Below are 16,988 nucleotides of genomic sequence, written 5' to 3' on the forward strand. Positions count from 1 at the left end.
CCGAACAACAACGCGTGTGCACAACGAGCTCGCCCGACGCAATTCGCCCGACCTCAGAAAGCCGCTTACGACATGGATACTGTCAGCAATTACACCGAAACGCTGGAAAAGACCGTTCGCGACCTTCTCGAGCGTCAGGATGATCTGATTAGGACCGCCTTTACCGACCAGCTTACCGGACTTGGCAACCGCGGCGGCTTTGCCCGCTCCCTCGAGGAGCTCTGGGAGCAGGACACCCCCGTTACCATGGCGTTCATCGATATCGACAATCTCAAGCACTGCAACGACGTCTTTGGCCATGACGAGGGCAACCGCTATATCTTGCAGGTAAGCCTTTATCTCAAGCTGTATATGAAGGTAGACGAGGCGGCATTTCGTCTGGGAGGCGACGAGTTTGCCATCCTATCTACGATTGCGACCGAGGACGACCTCGCCGAACGTCTGGAACACTGCCGAACGATCCTGCTCAAAAACAACGATTCCGAGATGCCCCACTCGTTTAGCTACGGAGTGTCACATGCCGACCCCGCCCTGGGCGAAGCCCCCAATCGCATGACGCTCGATGCCGACCATCGTATGTACGACTACAAGCTACGTCATGCCGTGCACCTCGATCGACGCAATATCACGCAAGTCCACGCCGATGACTTCGAAATAAGCGATCGTATTTTCGACGCCTTTTCGATGCTCAACGAGGGCCGCTATTTCTTTATCGAGAACTTGGACAAACATCGCACCCTTTGGTCACAAGGTGCCTTGCGCGATCTTGGCCTTCCCTCAGAGCACATAGACAACTGTCGCGATTACTGGAAAACGCGCGTCCATCCCGACGACCTTGAGGCCTTCGTCAACGACATCGACCAAGTCTACAACGGTACCAAGCACCGTCGCGTCATGCAGTATCGTGTGCGCAACGCCGTCGGCGACTACGTCCTTTGCCGTGCTCGCGGGTTTCGTATCGACGGCGACGGAAATGTCCCCTCGCTCTATGTCGGCGAGCTCGTCAACCACTCACTTGCCGAAACCGTCGACGCCGCCACAGGCCTCGGAACGCAGCGCATGCTGGTCAATGCCATCGATACCTGCCGCCTCGACCGTTGCAAGACAGGGCTTATAGCGGTGCGCGTTCGTGGCACGACAAAGCTCAACGAGCTCTACGGGGCCGAGGCTGTCGACAACATGCTTGCCGAATACGCGGGCCGCATGCTGTCGATCACCCGCGGCAGGAGCCGGGTCTACCGTTCACGAAGCGTCCAGTTTGTCGTGCTCAGCAACGATTTGGACCACGAGGCATTCGAGCAACTGACCCGCCACCTTAAAGAGGCCGTTTTCGCTCCTGTGCAAATCGCAGGCGACACCATTGCTCCCGTCTGTCTTGTCGTCCCAACCTTTTACGAACGCCTGGACTCCCAAGCATCGACTGTTTTGGGCGAACTCGATCGTCGCCTTCGCACAGCTGGCGGGCTTGTCCCCAACGACAGCCTCCCTATACCCGAGGTCGAACGCAAAAGCGCAATCGCCGAACGCATCGATATGCTCACGGGCCTCTATCGACCCAGCGAGTTTATGCGGCGCGCCAACGCATTTCTCGAGGCAAGGCGCGACGGCACCTGGTGCATCGCCGCGGTCGACATGGGCCACATGCGCCTGTTTAATGAATGGCACGGCCAGGCCGAGGGCGACCGCGTACTCGCCGATGTGGGCACGGTCCTCAAGGACATCGAGAATGCCGATATGGGCGTCGCAGGGTACTGGGGCCAAGATGACTTTTGCGTACTCATCCCTTTTAAGCACATCACCGTCCATCAAATCCACAACCGCGTTCGCGAGGCCGTAGCCAGACATGATGATGGCGTAGGCTTCTGGCCGTCCATGGGCGTTTACCCCATCGACTCCAATGAGGAAATCACTATCGACGCGCAGGCCAAGGCCATGTTTACCAATCGACGCGCCAAAAACGACTTTAAGGAGCGCATTGCCGTTTCCGCCCCGAGGAATATGAGCATGAGGTTGCGTTCCACCACACGCTAACCGAGTTCCAGTATGCGCTCTCAAACGGCCGCATCACGTACTACCTGCAGCCCCAGGTCGACATGGAAACCGGCGAGATCATTGGCGCCGAGGCACTCACGCGCTGGATTGACAAGGACGGTTCTCTCATTTCGCCCGCAACGTTTATCCCCGCACTCGAGGAAAGCGGCTTTGTGGTGACGCTCGACAAGTACATTTGGCAGGGTGTCGCCTCGTGGCTGCGCGAACGCATCAATCGAGGACTTCGCGTGGTTCCGGTTTCGCTTAATGTGTCACGCGTGGATATCCTTGCCTGCGACGTTGCCGAACATATGGGGGCGCTTGCCGCCCAATACAACCTACCGCCCGAGCTCATGCGTATCGAGATCACCGAGACGGCTTATACGGGAGAGTCCGAGGCCGTGGACAAGCTGACGGCTGACCTGCACACCCGCGGCTTCTCGACCTATATGGACGATTTTGGCACCGGCCAGTCCACGCTCGCGATGCTCAAGAACGTCAACGTCGACGTCATCAAGCTCGACCGCACCTTTGTGCCCACCGACCGCGATCAAGGCCGCAGCACGCGGATCATTTCATCGATGCTCGAAATGGCGCAGTCGCTCCATCTGCCCGTCGTGGTCGAAGGCGTCGAGACAAATGAGCAGGCGAGCATGCTACGCCACATGGGCGCCCGCTACGCTCAGGGCTTCCTCTACTACCGCCCCATGCCGGCGAAGGATTTTGAGGCATTGCTCGATGGTGGCAATAACAACTGGTACGCTCGCGAGCAAAACGCCACCGCCGAAGGGGGCATTTGTCTCCATTAGCTAACTTATATCCCCAATTCAAACCGAATTGGGGATATGATACAAACCATTGTTCCGCCCAAGGAGGTTATTCATCATGAACGAGCCATATCGCCTGGGCGAGCAATCGATTATTGCCTATCTCCAGCGACTTGCGAATGGCGTCTCGACCGCCGAGCTTGACGTTGCCGCCCTGCCCGTAGAGTTGCGCGGCATTGGCGAGCAGTTGAAAAAGACGCATGCCATCCTGCAACAAGAGCGCCGGCTGCTTGAGAGCAACGCCTATATCGACCCGCTCACCAACTTGGGCAACCGCAGCGGACTCGACCGTCACGTCGAGCAACTCTGGCGCAAAGGCGGCCCCTTCACCTGCGCCTATATTGACATCGACCATCTCAAGCATTGCAATGATAGGTTTGGCCACGCCGAAGGCAATCGCTATATTCTGAGCATCTGCCGCACGCTCTCCGAAACCATGGAGCACGATGAGATGCTGTTCCGTATCGGTGGAGACGAGTTTGTGCTTATCTCCCTCTCCGCAAACGAGACTGAACTCGAGCAGCGCTTGGAGCAGATACGCGCCGGGCTGGTCGAGGCGAGCTCAGGTGGCAAGGCACCCATGATCGCCAGCTTTAGCTTTGGCTGCTCGCGCGTCGATCCACTTGCTGGCGACACGCGTCGCCAGATGACGATGGATGCCGATCGCAAGATGTATCGCTATAAGCTTATGCATCGTGTGCAGCAACCGAAAGACGATGACGCCCCGCAACGCCCAATCGTCGATCAGCTTCCCTGCAACGACCGCGTATTCCAAGCGATCTCCATGAGCTCCGAGACGCGCTATCCGTTCATCCTTAACCTCGATACTGGAGAATCGCAATGGTCGGTCAACGCCGTGCGCGATTTTGACCTGCCTTCCCAGCACCCTTTTAACTCGGTCGATATGTGGCTTGCCCGCGTTCATCCCGAGGACCGCGACAACGTACGAGCCGAGCTCGATATGGTGATACACGGCACATGGCACTTCCACTACATGCAGTATCGCGTAATGGATGCCACCGGAGCATACGCGCTTTGCGACTGCACGGGCTACCGCTTGGACGGCACCGATACCGAGCCTAACATGTACGTGGGCATTATCATCAACCGAAGCTTGGCAGATACGACCGATTCCGTAACCGGCCTGGGCGATATTCACGCCCTGGTCAACGCCATTGGCGAAATGCGTCGCGTGGCGCGCGAGGCAGGCTTTATTGCCATTAAGGTCGACGATATCGCCGAGGTCAATGCCCGCTTTGGATTCGATGCAGGCGACCGTGTGCTCGCCGAAAGCGCCGCCTGCCTCATGGATTGTTCGCGCGGCAAGGGCCGCCTGTTCCGCTCGACGGGGCCAACGTTCGTGGCGCTTTTCGATGAGCTCGGCCCCGAGGCAATCGACGAGCTCGCAGACGAAATCGAGCGGTTCCTGGGTTCTCCTGTGCTCATCGGCTCGCTTGAATATCAGCCACCCATTCGTGTGGCCACGCTTCATCTGGACGCTGTCGATCGACAGCCCGTTTCCATTTTGAACGAGCTCAAAGCGTTGCTCGGGAAAGCCGTGCAGGTGCCAGGTACCAAACTGGATTAGCACCGCGCCCGCGCCGCCTCCCCCATCGTGCGATAATCCTCTGCAGAAGTCACCAAAAGCAGAGGGAGTTTGTGATGAAGGTACTTTTGGTCAATGGCAGTCCCAAGGCAAATGGCAACACCGCCCGCGCACTCGACGAAGTCGCCGAGCAGCTCAATACCGAGGGCATTGATACCGAGGTGTTTCAACTCGGCGCCAAGCCCATTCGCGATTGCATCGGTTGCGGCCAGTGCGGCAAGCTTGGTGGTCGCTGCACCTTTGACGACGACGTGGTGAACGAGCTCATCGCTGCCGCCGAGCAGGCAGATGGCTTTGTCTTTGGCTCGCCCGTCTACTATGCGCATCCCAGCGGACGCATCCTTTCGGCCCTCGATCGCGCCTTCTATGCAGGCGGACATGCCTTTGAGCACAAACCCGGCGCCGCAGTCGCCGTCGCCCGTCGCGGCGGCACGTCGACCACCTTCGATGTGCTCAACAAGTACTTCACCATTAAGCAAATGCCCGTGGTTGCTTCCACCTACTGGAACAACGTGTTTGGCCGCGTGCCCGGCGACGCCGATGGGGACGCCGAGGGCCTTGCCACTATGCGAAACATCGGCAAAAACATGGCCTGGCTCCTGCGCTGTATCGAGGCAGGACAGGCTGCCGGTATCAACGCACCCGAGGCAGATCGCGCAACGACCAACTTCATTCGATAGAGCGGCGGGGCCATGAATATTCAAATCTTCGGGACTAAGAAGTCCTTCGACACCAAGAAGGCCCAGCGCTATTTTAAGGAGCGCCGCATTAAGGTGCAGTTTATCGACCTTAAGGAAAAGGAGATGAGCAAGGGCGAGCTCACGAGCGTGATGCAGGCGGTCGGCGGTATCGACAAGCTGCTCAACCCCAAAGCCAAGGACGAGGAGACGCTCGCACTCATCCAGCACCTCACCCCTAGTCAGCGCTTCGACAAGCTGCTCGAGAATCAGCAGGTTCTAGCCGAGCCCATCGTGCGCAACGGCAAAAAGGCCACCGTCGGTTATTGCCCCGATGTATGGGGAGCCTGGGAGTAGCTTGTGTTATTTGCCGGCGCGTGGGTATAAGAGCAGGCGTTTGGCATAAGATTCAACTGTAAGCCATGTCTAACAAAGGAGGGCACATGCCCAACAAACCCGTGAAGATCATCATGCTTACCGGATACCTCGGTGCCGGCAAGACCACGCTGCTCAACCACATCCTCGCCAACGACGGCGGCATCCGCGCCGCCGTGATCGTCAACGACATCGGCGAGATCAACGTCGACGCCAGCCTTATCGCCGACGGCGGCCTTTCCGAGACCGACGACCTCATCCCGCTCACCAACGGCTGCATCTGCTGCACGCTTTCGGATGACCTGGCCAACCAGCTGCAGGGCATCGCCGATTCGGGCAACTTCGATTACATCATCATCGAGGCCTCGGGCATTTGCGAACCTATCCCCATCGCCTACACCATCTCGAGCTTCTGCGACGAGGCCAAGGTGGGCGGCGAGCCCAAGCTCGCGCTCGACAACATCGTGGCCGTGGTTGACTGCGCTCGCATGTACGACGAGTTCAACGGCGGTCGCGACCTGCTGGCCGAGGATATCGACGAGGACGACATCGAGAGCCTGCTCATCCAGCAGATCGAGTTCTGCTCCACGCTGGTCCTCAACAAGACCGATACCGTGAGCCCCGAGCAGATCGCCGAGCTCAAGGCTATCGTGCGCAGCCTGCAGAAGGACGCCGTGATTGTCGAGGCTCAAAACGGAGAGGTTCCTATGGAGGAACTGCTCGACACCGACCGCTTCGACTTTATGCGCGCCTACAACTCCGCCGCCTGGATCGAGGCCATGGAGCATCCCGAGGAGCACGACGACCCCGAGGTGCTCGAGTACGACATCGAGACCTTTGTGTACTCGCGCCGCAAGCCGTTTGACCTGCAGAAGTTCACCGATTTTGTTGAGCAGGAGTGGCCCGACGAGGTCATTCGCGTCAAGGGCCCGCTGTGGCAGACCGGCGATCCGGACATGTGCTACATGTTTGAGCAGGCCGGCCACCAGATGCGCCTGATGGAGAACGGTCTGTTCGTTGACTCGGCGCCCGAGGGCGAGAAGCAGAAGATCATCGACGAGAACCCCGAGATCATGCAGATTTGGGACGACGAGACGGGCGACCGCATGACGAGCCTGTGCATCATCGGCCGTCACATGGACAAGGATGCGCTCATCGCCTCCCTCGATGCCTGCCTGACCGACTGGCACCGCGCCTAGGTTTATCCAAGCGGGCATTTGTCTGCCTACGTAACCGCCAAACCACCACGAAGGTGCCTGTCCCCTTCGTGGTGGTTTTTCGTACTGAGCCAAGGAGATTCATGTTCAACATTGTGCTGTATGCGCCCGAAATCCCGGCCAATACGGGCAATATCGGCCGCACCTGCGTGGTTACCGGCGCCCGTCTACATCTGGTGGAGCCACTGGGCTTTTCGCTCGACGACAAGACAGTACGTCGCGCCGGCCTGGGCTACTGGCAAAACTTGGACGTGACCACCTATGCCGGCTGGGAGGATTTCCTTGCACGCAATGGTCTCTCCCCTGCCGACGAACGCCTGCATCTGCTGACCAAAAAGGCACGCCGCACCTATGCGCAGAGTACCTACCGCGATGGCGACTACTTGGTCTTTGGCAGCGAGAGCTCGGGCATTCCCGAGCCACTGCTTGCCGCGGCGCCCGAGCGTTGCGAGCGCATCCCGATGCTGCGCGATTGCGACTCACTCGATAACGCCGAGGCTTGGGAAGCTCACGAGGAATCGCTGGGGCATACCGAGGACAGCCACGAGGCCATCCTTCAACAGGATATCTGCGGCAACTTCGTCAACCCGGACGACTACCGCATCAGCGCACTCAACCTCTCCAACAGCGCCGCCATCGTCCTCTACGAGGCCCTACGCCAAACAGGCTTTCCGGGAATGTGACAAAGGAACTGTCCCTTTGTCACATTCGGTTATAGGTAGCGGCCAGTGATGCTTGCGGAGCAGGCTGCGATGTCGCCCGGCGTACCGGCGCAGACGATTTGCCCGCCCGCGTCGCCACCGCCCGGGCCCATGTCGATCACGTAATCGGCGTTACGGATAAGGTCGAGATCGTGTTCGATCACGATAACCGTGGCGCCCTTGGCAACGAGGCCGTCAAACACACTCAGCAACACCTGAACATCGAGCGGATGCAGGCCAATCGTGGGTTCGTCGAACACGAATACGGCATCGTCCTGCACACGGCCCATCTCGCTCGCAAGCTTAAGACGCTGTGCCTCGCCGCCCGAGAGCGCCGGCGTGGGCTCACCGAGCGTGAGATAGCCCAAGCCCAAGTCGTGCAAGGTCTGCAAGCGCGCCTGAACCTTCTTGAGTCCCACCGTGGCGTCGAGGGCCTCGTCCACACTCATGTCCATGAGCTGCGGCAACGTAAGCAGACTCCCGTCCTTGCCCTCGCGATGGATATGCGAAGCCGCGTCTGCATAACGTGAGCCGCGACATGCCGGGCAGACGATCTCGACGTCGGGCAAAAACTGCACGTCGAGTGATATCGAGCCCGTGCCATCGCACGTAGGGCAGCGCAAGGCGCCGGTGTTGTAGCTAAAGGCACCCGCCTTGTAGCCGGCTGCCTTGGCCTCGGGCGTACGGGCGAAGGCGCGACGCAACTCATCATGGATGTCGGCATAGGTCGCTACCGTCGAGCGCACGTTGGCGCCGATGGGCGTGGCGTCAATCAGGTTGGCACGGGCGATACCCTCGGCGTCGACCCAACGCACATGTTTTGGCAGGCGCTCACTGGCTGCCTGCGCCTTGAGTGCCGGGATGAGCGTCTCGAGCACCAACGTCGTCTTGCCCGAACCCGAAACGCCCGTCACCGCGACAAGACGGCCGCGCGGAATATCGACTTCGAGCGGCTTGACGGTATGGATGGCATCAGTTGCCATGCGGATATGCCCCTGGTCGAACATTTCGTCGTCATTCACCTGCGGACGCAAGCGCTTGGACTCTGCGCACAAAAACGGGGCGATGCGGCTGCCCTGCGATTGTTCGACCTCACCCACCGTACCTGCAGCGATCACATTGCCGCCGCCTGCTCCGGCAACGGGGCCCATCTCGACCAGATAGTCGGCTTCCGCCAGTACGCGCGTATCGTGGTCGACAACGACCACGGTGTTGCCGTCGCCTACCAGGTCGCGCATAACGCCAACCAGGCCATCGACATTGGCAGGATGCAAGCCGATCGAAGGCTCGTCCAGCACATAGAGCACGCCCGTCGATCGGTTGCGCACCACGCGGGCGAGTTGCACGCGCTGGCGCTCACCCGTGGAGAGCGTGGCACCGGCGCGATCGAGCGAAAGGTAATCGAGACCCAGGTCGACCAGACGACGAGCCGTGCTCAAAAACGAATCGCAGATATCCGTCGCCATGGGCCGCATCTCGGCCGGCAAGGATGCGGGCACCCCGCGCACCCACTCAATCGCATCACCAAGCGTCATGGCCGCGGCCTGAGCCAGATTGATACCGCGCACCTGGGGCTGGCGCGCAGCCTCGGAGAGACGCGTGCCGGCGCAGTCACGGCATGGTCCCTCGCGCAAAAAGCGAGCCACACGCTTAAGCCCCTTATCGTCCTTAACCTTGGCGAGCGCATTCTCAACGGTATAGACAGCGTTGTAATAGGTAAAGTCGAGCGGCGTGGCGCCCTCGCCGTTTTTGGGAACGTAGAGAATGTGCTTCTTAACCGCCGGGCCGTGAAACACGATGTCGCGCTCTTGAGGCGTGAGCTGGTTAAACGGCACGTCGGTGCGCACGCCCATCTCGCCGGCCACCTGCTTCATCAGGTCCCACATGAGCGTGCCCCAGGGAAGCACCGCACCCTCGTTGATGGTCTTTGACTCGTCGGGCACCAGGCTCGCCTCGTCTACCTCGCGCATGACACCGGTGCCGCCGCAGGTAGGGCACGCACCGCCGCTATTGAAAGCCAAATCCTCGGCACTCGGCGCGTAGAACTCGCGGCCGCATGTCGGACACGTGAGCAACAGGCCCGCAGCCACGTTAAGGCTCGGCTCCACACGCGCCCCGCAATGCGGGCACACATGATGGGCGCAACGGCTAAAGAGTAGACGCAGGCTATTGTTGAGCTCGGTCATGGTACCAAAGGTCGAGCGCACGCCCGGTACGCTGGGGCGCTGATGTAATGCGAGCGCCGCTGGCACGTGCAGCACCTCGTCCACCTGGGCGTGCTCGGCCTGCGTCAGACGACGGCGGGTATAGGTGCTGAGCGCCTCCAGATAGCGGCGCGAGCCCTCGGCATAAAGAACCCCGAGTGCCAGCGAACTCTTGCCCGAACCCGACACGCCGGCAATGCCCACGAGCTTTCCCAGCGGAATATCGATATCGATGTCTTTGAGGTTATGGACGCGCGCGCCACGCACCTCGATAGCCTGCGGGTTCATCTTCTGTTCCGTCACCTTTATCACCCTACTCATGCCATATAACTCGATCGCGGATGTACTCGCCCAGCATGGGCACGGTAAACCGGACGAGGCCGTATCCGGCAGCCTCGATGACGCGCTCGCGAATCAGGCTTGCGCGATATTTACTCGCCCAGCTCTGAGTGCGATCACAGCGCTCAATGATATCCGCCATGCGCGTCGGCTTGCCCCCGTCAGCCGCCATGGCCTCGATAAATAGGCGCTGTGGACTGCGCAGCCCGTAATACAAGGGAGCGTCCACTGCTTCATAGAACTCGGAGATGGCATCCGCGTGCCCAGCCTCAACATCGCGTTCTTCAATGACCTGCGAGCCACGCCGGACAACAGACCGCCACATGTAATAGCCCACCAGCTGAACCATATAGGGATGCCCCATGCTCTTGCGCGCCGCAAGGTCCGCCGTCTCCGCATCAACGCAAAGACCAGCGTCTTTGACCGTCTGGATGTACGAATCGCGCACTTTGGGCAAAGAAATCGCCCCCAGCGTACGCTGCTGGGCACGCCGCAAGAACGTCACACTCGGCTCTTCGAGCAGATCGTCAACCATACTGGGCAAGCCGGCAAAAACCAGCCCAAGACCGCGCTGGTCGCTATCGGGCAAGCCCGTGGCATCCTGATCTCCGAGCACTTGCTGATAGAGAACGGCAAGAGCCGCCAGTTCCTCGATAGACGCAGATTGCGCCTCGTCAATCGCAAACAATATGCCCTTGCCTGGACCGAGTTTCTTAAGGCGCTCGTTGACCAGCCCCCGCAACGTCTCACCCTTTGCCCGCGCCGCCTCGACCGACATCCGGCCAAACGACGGACCGAGCTCCATTGACGTCACAACGGGTTTATTCGAGCGAAGCGCGTCGGCCAAGCGGTCGCATAAGCCAAGCGAGGCGGAATCGGAGACAACCGCCCATCCGCGCGCGCTGGCTAGACGCTGCAGCTCCCGTAGGAGAACCGTTTTGCCACAGCCGCGGTTTCCCGTAATGAGCATGAGCCTCCCGGGGGCACCGGCGCCGTTATCGAGCCCTTCCTCAAAATCTTCGATAACCGACTCGCGACCGATGAGTACCGGGGGCCGCTTGCCGGCAGTGGGCTTAAAGGGATTTGGATTCATGTCGGCCTCCTCGGATTGGCAAACCTTGCTAATAGTTATACCAACTTATACCGAGTTATACCAACTGAATGTGACAAAGGAACTGTCCCTTTGTCACATGTGGCCGAAAAACTCGGCGTCTGCTGCCCGCCAGGGGCGGAAGGTGGCGGGATCGACCTTTACGTGCGCCGCGGCGGGTACGTCGTACCATTTGACCGTGTAGCCGGCGCCGTGAGAGCAAAAGACCGAATCGGGCGTGTTGGGCAGATCGGCCACGGGCTCATAGGCGGCCATCTCGATTACGCGCTCGGCATCATGGCAAGCCGCATAGCCGGCGAACTCCAGGTACAGATGTCCGCGACCGCTCGTGTAGGCAGCCACCTCCAGCGCGTAATCCTGCACCTCGGATGCCGGCACGCGACCCACAAGCTTCGCCCGGTCCCCCGCCATCGTCGGCGGCTCGTACTCGGCACCCATGCGCGTGGCATCCGAGAGTGCCCGGCCCACGCATTCCCCCGGCACCTCGAGCTCAAAGCGATACCACGGCTCCAACAGCACCGCCGCGCCGGCCTCACGCGCCTGCATGAGCCCCTGGCGAATCGCGCGGTACGTGGCCTGGCGAAAATCGCCGCCCTCGGTGTGTTTGGCATGCGCGCGGCCGCCCGTGAGCGTAATGCGCACATCGGTGATGGGCGAGCCGGTCAGCACGCCCAGGTGATCGCGCTCCATGGCGTTGGTGAGTGCCAAACGCTGCCAGTTAAGATCGAGCTCGTCAGTCGAGGTTACGGTGCCAAACTGCACGCCCGAGCCCGCCGGCAACGGCTCCAGGCGCAGATGCACCTCGGCATAGTGGCGCAGCGGCTCAAAGTGGCCCACGCCCTCGACCGGCTGCGAAATAGTCTCCTTATAGAGAATGCCGCCGGACTCAAACGCAACCGAAAGGCCAAAGCGATCAGCCAACACCCGCTGCACGACCTCGAGTTGCACGGCGCCCATCAACTGCAAATGAATCTGCTCAAGATGCGTATTCCAGCTTACGCCGAGCATGGGATCTTCATCCGCCAGCTCAGTCAACGCTTTGAACACCGCATGGACATCATGTTCGCCCGGAAGCACCGTATAGGTGAGGACCGGCGCAATGACGGGCGCATCGCCCGCAGGCTCCGCGCCCAGGGCGTCCCCTGGGCGAACGTGCGCAAGACCCGTCACGGCACAAATACCGCCAGCAGCAACTTCTTGGGCAAGCTCATACTTTTCGCCGTTATAGATGCGTACCTGATCGACCTTCTGCTCCCATGCCTCGGCGCCGGAACGTCCGTCAATCATCTGCTTGGCATGCAGCGTGCCGCCGGTCACTTTAACCCAAGCCAAGCGCTCGCCGCGATTCCCGCGGCTGACACGATAGACGCGCGCGGCAAACTCCGGAAGCCATGCCTGTTCACGCATCAGCGCGCATATGCCATCCAGCAGCTCGTCCACGCCTTGGTCCTTGAGCGCCGAGCCGGCAAAGCAGGGAAAGAGCTTGCGCTCGGCAACCATGCGCGACAGCGTTGCAACAGAAAGTTCGCCCGCCTCAAGAAACTCCTCGAGCGCCACCTCGTCCAACGCAGCAGCATCCTCCTGAACGGCCCCGCCCGCCAGCAGTTCGCTGGCATCCAGGCAGCCTTCGGAAAGACGCTGCCCGAGCTGTGCCAGCAAAACATCGCGGCCGGGATTCTCCAAATCGATCTTGTTGATATAGATGAACGTCGGGATGTCATAACGTGCAAGCAGACGCCACAGGGTTTCGGTATGACCCTGTACGCCGTCGTTGGCGCCCACAACCAAAATCGCATAGTCGAGTGCGCGCAATGTGCGCTCCGCCTCGGCAGAAAAATCGACATGCCCCGGCGCATCCACGAGCATGACGTGGGTATCGCCATGGTCGAGCACGGCCTGCGACGAGAAAATCGTGATGCCACGCTCGCGCTCGATCTCGTTAGTGTCCAGATGCGAATCGCCATCGTCCACGCGGCCGCGCTTGCGAATGCGACCCGCGTTGAACAGCATGGCCTCGGCCAGCGTGGTCTTGCCAGCATCGACATGCGCCAAGATTCCAACGACCGCTTGCTTCGACATGGCTCTCCTCTTATTACGAGCCCATCGCACGCGGCAACGGGCGTTCACGCTTCACACTGGATGATACAATTTACGGGCCGGCGGGCGAAGCGGGCCCTATCCCCCGACCGAGCTCATCGCCCCGCGTTGCCGCGCGGCGATTTTCGTAGGTTCGCGCCTTGCGAAAGCCGGCTTGCAAATCAGCGCAGCGAACGAAAATGGCCCCGGGTGGGGCCGTTTTCGTTCGTGCGAATTGTTGATACGCGTTCCTGCTCTTACGCCTCGCGCAACCAGTCGAACGCAACACGCGGCGTGCCGTCCGACACATACACGACGCCGGCACGCTCAAATCCGGCCTTGATGCTCGCGCCCTGCATGGGCAGGTTGTCCTGATGCGTGTCGATACGCAGGTGGTCGGCGCGCTCCTTGGCAAAAGCAAACATCGCAGCCGCGATACCGCGCACGGTGCCATCGGATGCCACACGGTGCAGCACGGCGTACGGAGTGTCGCTACGCCATTGACCGTCCTCAATTACGTCATAGCACTCGTCCGGGCCCGGTAAAAAGGCAAACGTCGCCACCACACGACCGTCGACTTCGCACACATAGCTGCCACCAGCGGCAATATCGGCAGCCAGTTGCTCGGCAGAAGGCGTGCCCTCGGGCCACTGCGTGGCGTTGCCATGCGCGCGCATAAAGGCGCGGGCCGCGTCATAGATAGCCATGACGGCGGGAATGTCGGTATCGAGGGTTTTTCTGATCATCACGCGGCGACCTCACGTTTATTGGTATCACTTTGATTGAGCAATCATACCAACGTTTGGAGAGGGGCGCGATGCAGATGGGAAGCAAAAAGCGAGCCGCCTGGTCAAAGGCCAAAAGCGAGTTTTTGGGCGCTGCCACCGGCGGCGATATGAGCGACCTGTTTGCGCGCGAGGACGAGCGCCGCGACGCCCTGGACGCCGAACGCGATGAAGCCTGGCGCTACAAGTCGTGCGAGCGAAAAAACCGTTACGACACGCGCGCCGAGGCCGAGGCCGTTATGGCCGACTGCGAAAACCGCGGGCGGCGCGGGCTGGCCTGCTACAAATGCGAATACTGCGGCGGCTGGCATCTGACGTCGCATCCTTGGAAATAGACCCGTATCGGCACGGCACTGACGGAGCGCCAGCCATCGCACGCAAGCTACGGGCGCGGCGGCACCAAAACATCGTAACGAACGGCCTTGCCCGCAAGTTGATAGCTCGGCTTAACGCCGGCAAGCAGCGGACCCTTCACCGGCCGCTTGATAACGACCTTGCGCGGGCGCGCCGCAAGCGCAGCTTCGACCAGCGTCTCCTCATCGGCACACGGCTGTTCCAAATGGTGCAAGAGTTGGAACTTCTTTTTCACCGCCGCGCTCTTGGTGCGCTCGGGAAACATGGGGTCCAGATACACCACGTCGGGAGCGGCAAGCTCGCCCTGCCCGATCAGCTCAGCTGTATGGCGAAGGCCAGCAATGCTGTCCTCGCCCGCATGTAAGCGCATACGCGACACGGCAACCGCAAGCGCCGGATCATCTGCCGCGCGATCCAAGGCATCCCCGAGGAGCGCCGCAATCACGCAATCCTGTTCATACAAATCGACGGTAAAGCCCGCGGCAGCCAGCAGCAGCGAATCCTCGCCAAAGCCCGCCGTGGCGTCAATCGCCCATGGGCTCTCGATGCCTTTTGCGCGCGCAGCCTTTAGCAGCAGCTCTTGCTGCAGACGGCCCTGCTTGAGCCGCGGAAGCATGCGGGTGAAATCGGCACGCAGCTCCATTGAGCCGTCGGTGAGCGTGAGGCCCTCGGACTTCCCGGTCAGCTCAAGCCCCGCGGCCCGAGCAACAGAAAAGGGATCGACGACGCCCATGGGTACTCCTTAACAAGCAAAACGAATACGTGAGCACCGCTTACGTCGGTACCCAACCGTCCGCTATTGTCCCACATGCGACATGGCCCACAGCATCCCAATGCAAAGCACCGCCATCAATCCCGTGCACACGGCAGCGATCACGGAATCACTCATGCGCCTTCCCAACGACTGCGGCTCACGCACTTGCTCTGCTCCGTACATCATGGCTCCTCCTTGAGACCAGCTCCTTGTTACGTCCTCATCATCTCAGCGCCACACATGAGCTGCCATCGATTTGGCTTACGTCCAGCTTTCCTTTTTGAAAGGTTGGACCGTACAGGCAAGAGACGCTTTCAAACGCATGCATCGCCCCGTTGAACTACAATGTGCTTCACGATATGTGCCGCAACCTGGGTGCGACAGATTCTCCGCGCCCGCATCGAAAGGACCAGCTATGAGCGCCGCTCGCAAGACACTCAAAATCCTTGCCCTGATTTATTTTGTTCTGGGCATCGCCAGTCTCGTCATTGGAATCGCCGGCATCGCGACCGGCAACCTCGATTCCACGTACGGGTCGAACGCCATGCTCGCCGCGGTCGTGCTGGTCGCCAAGGGCCTCATCGACCTTGCCGCAGGTGTTGCGGGTATCAAGGGCGCCAACAAGCCTTCGCAGGTGGATGGCGCGTTTAAGCTCGGCATCGTCGCCGCGGCAGCCACGCTCCTCCAGGCCGCGCTCACGCTTCCCGCGCTCGGCGGCAGCTCCGTCAATATCGTCGCCTTTGTCATCGTGGTGTACGACCTGTTCTTTGTTCAGCAGGCGCACGCCGTTAAGGCCGAGAACAAGGACCGCCTGTAAGCGCTCGCTTCTCATAAGCTCTGCAGCCAAGCAACTAAAAAGGGCCGATCGCGCATCTCCGCGGTCGGCCCTTTACGTTTGCCCAGACAAAACCTACCAAAACAAACCTGTCCCTTTTTGGCAGGTTGTTAGCTGTGGCGGTACTCGGCGATGATGAAGTCGATGTCGGTTTGAAGGGTGTCCAAGTTTGCCAGTCGCTCTTTGTCGGCAGGGCGTGTGCGATAGTAGTACGGCGTCATCTGGAACACCGCCTCGATGTCGGCCTGGGTCTGGAGCGTAATATTCGCAGATACCCGCTGCGTTCCGACCAACTCGAGCTCGGTAGTCTTCGGCAGCTTCTCGTCATTAAGATATGGCGTGTCGTAGAGCACTTCCTTAAGCCCAAACAGGTGACGGGCACCCGGCACCACGGTATAGAGTGAGCCCTCTGGCGCCAGTACGCGGGCAAACTCGCGCTCGTTAAAGGGAGCAAAGAGCTCGGTCACCATATCGAAGGCGCCATCGGCCACGGGGATGTCCTTCATGTTGGCCACGAAGTAGGTCGCATCGCCGCGCTTGGCGGCCAGGCGCACCATTTCTTTGCCCAAATCAAACCCGTAAGCGTCCACGCCCGGCACCGCGCCCATGGCGCTGGTGTAGTAGCCCTCGCCACAGCAAATATCGAGCAACGTCATGGGACAGTTCGTAGACGCGGCACGTCCAGACACCCGCTCGCGCACCAGCTCAACCATCGTATCGCGCAACGGCGCATAGTAGCCGCGGTTCAGAAAGTCACGTCGGCTGCGCGCCTGCGACTTGGGATCGCCCATGGAATCGCCGCTCTTGGACGAGCGTAGGAGGTATAGATAGCCCTCGCGCGCACGGTCAAACCGGTGTCCGCCCGCGCATGCAGCACCGCGCTCATTGTCCGCCAACGGCTCATGGCAAACGGGACACAACAACATGGCAACTCCTTAGCGCGAACAACACAACGCCCACCATTGTCGCACGCCTTCCCCACCTAGTCATTGGGGACGTTCTTAAATGACTAGTCATTTAAGAACGTCCATTACAGTCGAAATTGTCAGCCCGGGACCGTCTCGGGCTACGATTGAGGCGCGCCCAGAACGGGCCG

At 60.3% G+C, this 16,988-nt stretch carries 15 protein-coding genes and 1 pseudogene; 9 read left to right on the forward strand and 7 right to left on the reverse strand.

Going from position 1 to position 16,988, the window contains the following annotated elements; translation table 11 throughout:
- The first annotated feature begins 72 nt into the window (after nt 1–72).
- The 7 genes and pseudogenes from AB5Z20_RS07490 to AB5Z20_RS07520 all read left to right on the forward strand — a co-directional run bounded on the left by AB5Z20_RS07490 (nt 73) and on the right by AB5Z20_RS07520 (nt 7,416).
- On the forward strand, nt 73–2,031 hold the full coding sequence (locus tag AB5Z20_RS07490) for a diguanylate cyclase domain-containing protein (RefSeq protein ID WP_368156823.1): 1,959 nt from the start codon (nt 73–75) through the stop codon (nt 2,029–2,031).
- Between the two features lie 14 nt (nt 2,032–2,045).
- Nucleotides 2,046–2,840 (forward strand): annotated as a pseudogene (locus AB5Z20_RS07495) (EAL domain-containing protein); the annotation flags it as partial.
- A 76-nt stretch (nt 2,841–2,916) separates the two neighbouring features.
- The gene (locus tag AB5Z20_RS07500) at nt 2,917–4,446 is read left to right on the forward strand and encodes a diguanylate cyclase domain-containing protein (protein ID WP_368156824.1); all 1,530 of its coding nucleotides are present in this window, start codon (nt 2,917–2,919) and stop codon (nt 4,444–4,446) included.
- Nucleotides 4,447–4,520: 74 nt separating this feature from the next.
- A complete protein-coding gene (locus AB5Z20_RS07505; RefSeq protein WP_368156825.1) occupies nt 4,521–5,144 on the forward strand; it encodes a flavodoxin family protein in 624 nt (207 codons plus the stop codon).
- A gap of 12 nt (nt 5,145–5,156) precedes the next feature.
- A complete protein-coding gene (locus tag AB5Z20_RS07510; protein WP_022093957.1) occupies nt 5,157–5,498 on the forward strand; it encodes an arsenate reductase family protein in 342 nt (113 codons plus the stop codon).
- An 86-nt stretch (nt 5,499–5,584) separates the two neighbouring features.
- Entirely contained in the window at nt 5,585–6,715 is a 1,131-nt protein-coding gene (locus AB5Z20_RS07515; RefSeq protein WP_349116615.1) for a GTP-binding protein, read from the forward strand.
- Between the two features lie 101 nt (nt 6,716–6,816).
- Nucleotides 6,817–7,416: a tRNA (cytidine(34)-2'-O)-methyltransferase gene (locus AB5Z20_RS07520; RefSeq protein WP_368156826.1), complete on the forward strand. Its 600-nt coding sequence runs from the start codon at nt 6,817–6,819 to the stop codon at nt 7,414–7,416.
- Nucleotides 7,417–7,445: 29 nt separating this feature from the next.
- Here the strand turns inward: AB5Z20_RS07520 and AB5Z20_RS07525 are convergent, their stop codons facing one another.
- From AB5Z20_RS07525 to AB5Z20_RS07540, 4 genes are all read right to left on the reverse strand, one after another.
- The gene (locus AB5Z20_RS07525; protein ID WP_438861069.1) at nt 7,446–9,959 is read right to left on the reverse strand and encodes an excinuclease ABC subunit UvrA; all 2,514 of its coding nucleotides are present in this window, start codon (nt 9,957–9,959) and stop codon (nt 7,446–7,448) included.
- On the reverse strand, nt 9,952–11,070 hold the full coding sequence (locus AB5Z20_RS07530) for an AAA family ATPase (RefSeq protein ID WP_368156828.1): 1,119 nt from the start codon (nt 11,068–11,070) through the stop codon (nt 9,952–9,954). Before AB5Z20_RS07530 ends, AB5Z20_RS07525 begins: the two co-directional genes overlap by 8 nt.
- Nucleotides 11,071–11,163: 93 nt before the next feature.
- Nucleotides 11,164–13,167 carry a GTP-binding protein gene (locus tag AB5Z20_RS07535; RefSeq protein WP_368156829.1) on the reverse strand — a complete coding sequence of 668 codons (2,004 nt, stop codon included), beginning with the start codon at nt 13,165–13,167 and terminating at the stop codon, nt 11,164–11,166.
- A 254-nt stretch (nt 13,168–13,421) separates the two neighbouring features.
- Complete coding sequence (locus AB5Z20_RS07540; RefSeq protein WP_368156830.1) at nt 13,422–13,910, reverse strand: GNAT family N-acetyltransferase; 489 nt, start codon at nt 13,908–13,910, stop codon at nt 13,422–13,424.
- Between the two features lie 77 nt (nt 13,911–13,987).
- Here AB5Z20_RS07540 and AB5Z20_RS07545 point away from each other — a divergent pair, with 77 nt between their 5' ends.
- Entirely contained in the window at nt 13,988–14,284 is a 297-nt protein-coding gene (locus AB5Z20_RS07545) for a hypothetical protein (protein ID WP_055310006.1), read from the forward strand.
- A 47-nt stretch (nt 14,285–14,331) separates the two neighbouring features.
- Here AB5Z20_RS07545 and AB5Z20_RS07550 read toward each other — a convergent pair whose 3' ends face one another.
- Together AB5Z20_RS07550 and AB5Z20_RS07555 are read right to left on the reverse strand one after the other, a co-directional pair.
- Entirely contained in the window at nt 14,332–15,036 is a 705-nt protein-coding gene (locus tag AB5Z20_RS07550) for a class I SAM-dependent methyltransferase (RefSeq protein ID WP_368156831.1), read from the reverse strand.
- Between the two features lie 63 nt (nt 15,037–15,099).
- Nucleotides 15,100–15,243, reverse strand: a complete 144-nt coding sequence (locus tag AB5Z20_RS07555) for a hypothetical protein (protein ID WP_271740773.1) — start codon at nt 15,241–15,243, stop codon at nt 15,100–15,102.
- Between the two features lie 229 nt (nt 15,244–15,472).
- Here AB5Z20_RS07555 and AB5Z20_RS07560 point away from each other — a divergent pair, with 229 nt between their 5' ends.
- A complete protein-coding gene (locus tag AB5Z20_RS07560) occupies nt 15,473–15,874 on the forward strand; it encodes a hypothetical protein (protein WP_271730282.1) in 402 nt (133 codons plus the stop codon).
- Between the two features lie 128 nt (nt 15,875–16,002).
- On the opposite strand, the gene AB5Z20_RS07565 is transcribed toward AB5Z20_RS07560, so the two are convergent.
- Nucleotides 16,003–16,818, reverse strand: a complete 816-nt coding sequence (locus AB5Z20_RS07565) for a putative RNA methyltransferase (protein ID WP_271730283.1) — start codon at nt 16,816–16,818, stop codon at nt 16,003–16,005.
- Nucleotides 16,819–16,988: the final 170 nt, after the last annotated feature.

Source organism: Collinsella aerofaciens (assembly GCF_040910245.1).
GTDB lineage: Bacteria > Actinomycetota > Coriobacteriia > Coriobacteriales > Coriobacteriaceae > Collinsella.

What these genes read in the sequence shown, in the direction of transcription:
- AB5Z20_RS07490 (WP_368156823.1), top strand. Translation starts at nt 73, where the DNA reads ATGGATACTGTCAGCAATTACACCGAAACGCTGGAAAAGACCGTTCGC.
- AB5Z20_RS07500 (WP_368156824.1), top strand. Translation starts at nt 2,917, where the DNA reads ATGAACGAGCCATATCGCCTGGGCGAGCAATCGATTATTGCCTATCTC.
- AB5Z20_RS07505 (WP_368156825.1), top strand. Translation starts at nt 4,521, where the DNA reads ATGAAGGTACTTTTGGTCAATGGCAGTCCCAAGGCAAATGGCAACACC.
- AB5Z20_RS07510 (WP_022093957.1), top strand. Translation starts at nt 5,157, where the DNA reads ATGAATATTCAAATCTTCGGGACTAAGAAGTCCTTCGACACCAAGAAG.
- AB5Z20_RS07515 (WP_349116615.1), top strand. Translation starts at nt 5,585, where the DNA reads ATGCCCAACAAACCCGTGAAGATCATCATGCTTACCGGATACCTCGGT.
- AB5Z20_RS07520 (WP_368156826.1), top strand. Translation starts at nt 6,817, where the DNA reads ATGTTCAACATTGTGCTGTATGCGCCCGAAATCCCGGCCAATACGGGC.
- AB5Z20_RS07525 (WP_438861069.1), bottom strand. Translation starts at nt 9,959, where the DNA reads ATGAGTAGGGTGATAAAGGTGACGGAACAGAAGATGAACCCGCAGGCT.
- AB5Z20_RS07530 (WP_368156828.1), bottom strand. Translation starts at nt 11,070, where the DNA reads ATGAATCCAAATCCCTTTAAGCCCACTGCCGGCAAGCGGCCCCCGGTA.
- AB5Z20_RS07535 (WP_368156829.1), bottom strand. Translation starts at nt 13,167, where the DNA reads ATGTCGAAGCAAGCGGTCGTTGGAATCTTGGCGCATGTCGATGCTGGC.
- AB5Z20_RS07540 (WP_368156830.1), bottom strand. Translation starts at nt 13,910, where the DNA reads ATGATCAGAAAAACCCTCGATACCGACATTCCCGCCGTCATGGCTATC.
- AB5Z20_RS07545 (WP_055310006.1), top strand. Translation starts at nt 13,988, where the DNA reads ATGGGAAGCAAAAAGCGAGCCGCCTGGTCAAAGGCCAAAAGCGAGTTT.
- AB5Z20_RS07550 (WP_368156831.1), bottom strand. Translation starts at nt 15,036, where the DNA reads ATGGGCGTCGTCGATCCCTTTTCTGTTGCTCGGGCCGCGGGGCTTGAG.
- AB5Z20_RS07555 (WP_271740773.1), bottom strand. Translation starts at nt 15,243, where the DNA reads ATGATGTACGGAGCAGAGCAAGTGCGTGAGCCGCAGTCGTTGGGAAGG.
- AB5Z20_RS07560 (WP_271730282.1), top strand. Translation starts at nt 15,473, where the DNA reads ATGAGCGCCGCTCGCAAGACACTCAAAATCCTTGCCCTGATTTATTTT.
- AB5Z20_RS07565 (WP_271730283.1), bottom strand. Translation starts at nt 16,818, where the DNA reads ATGTTGTTGTGTCCCGTTTGCCATGAGCCGTTGGCGGACAATGAGCGC.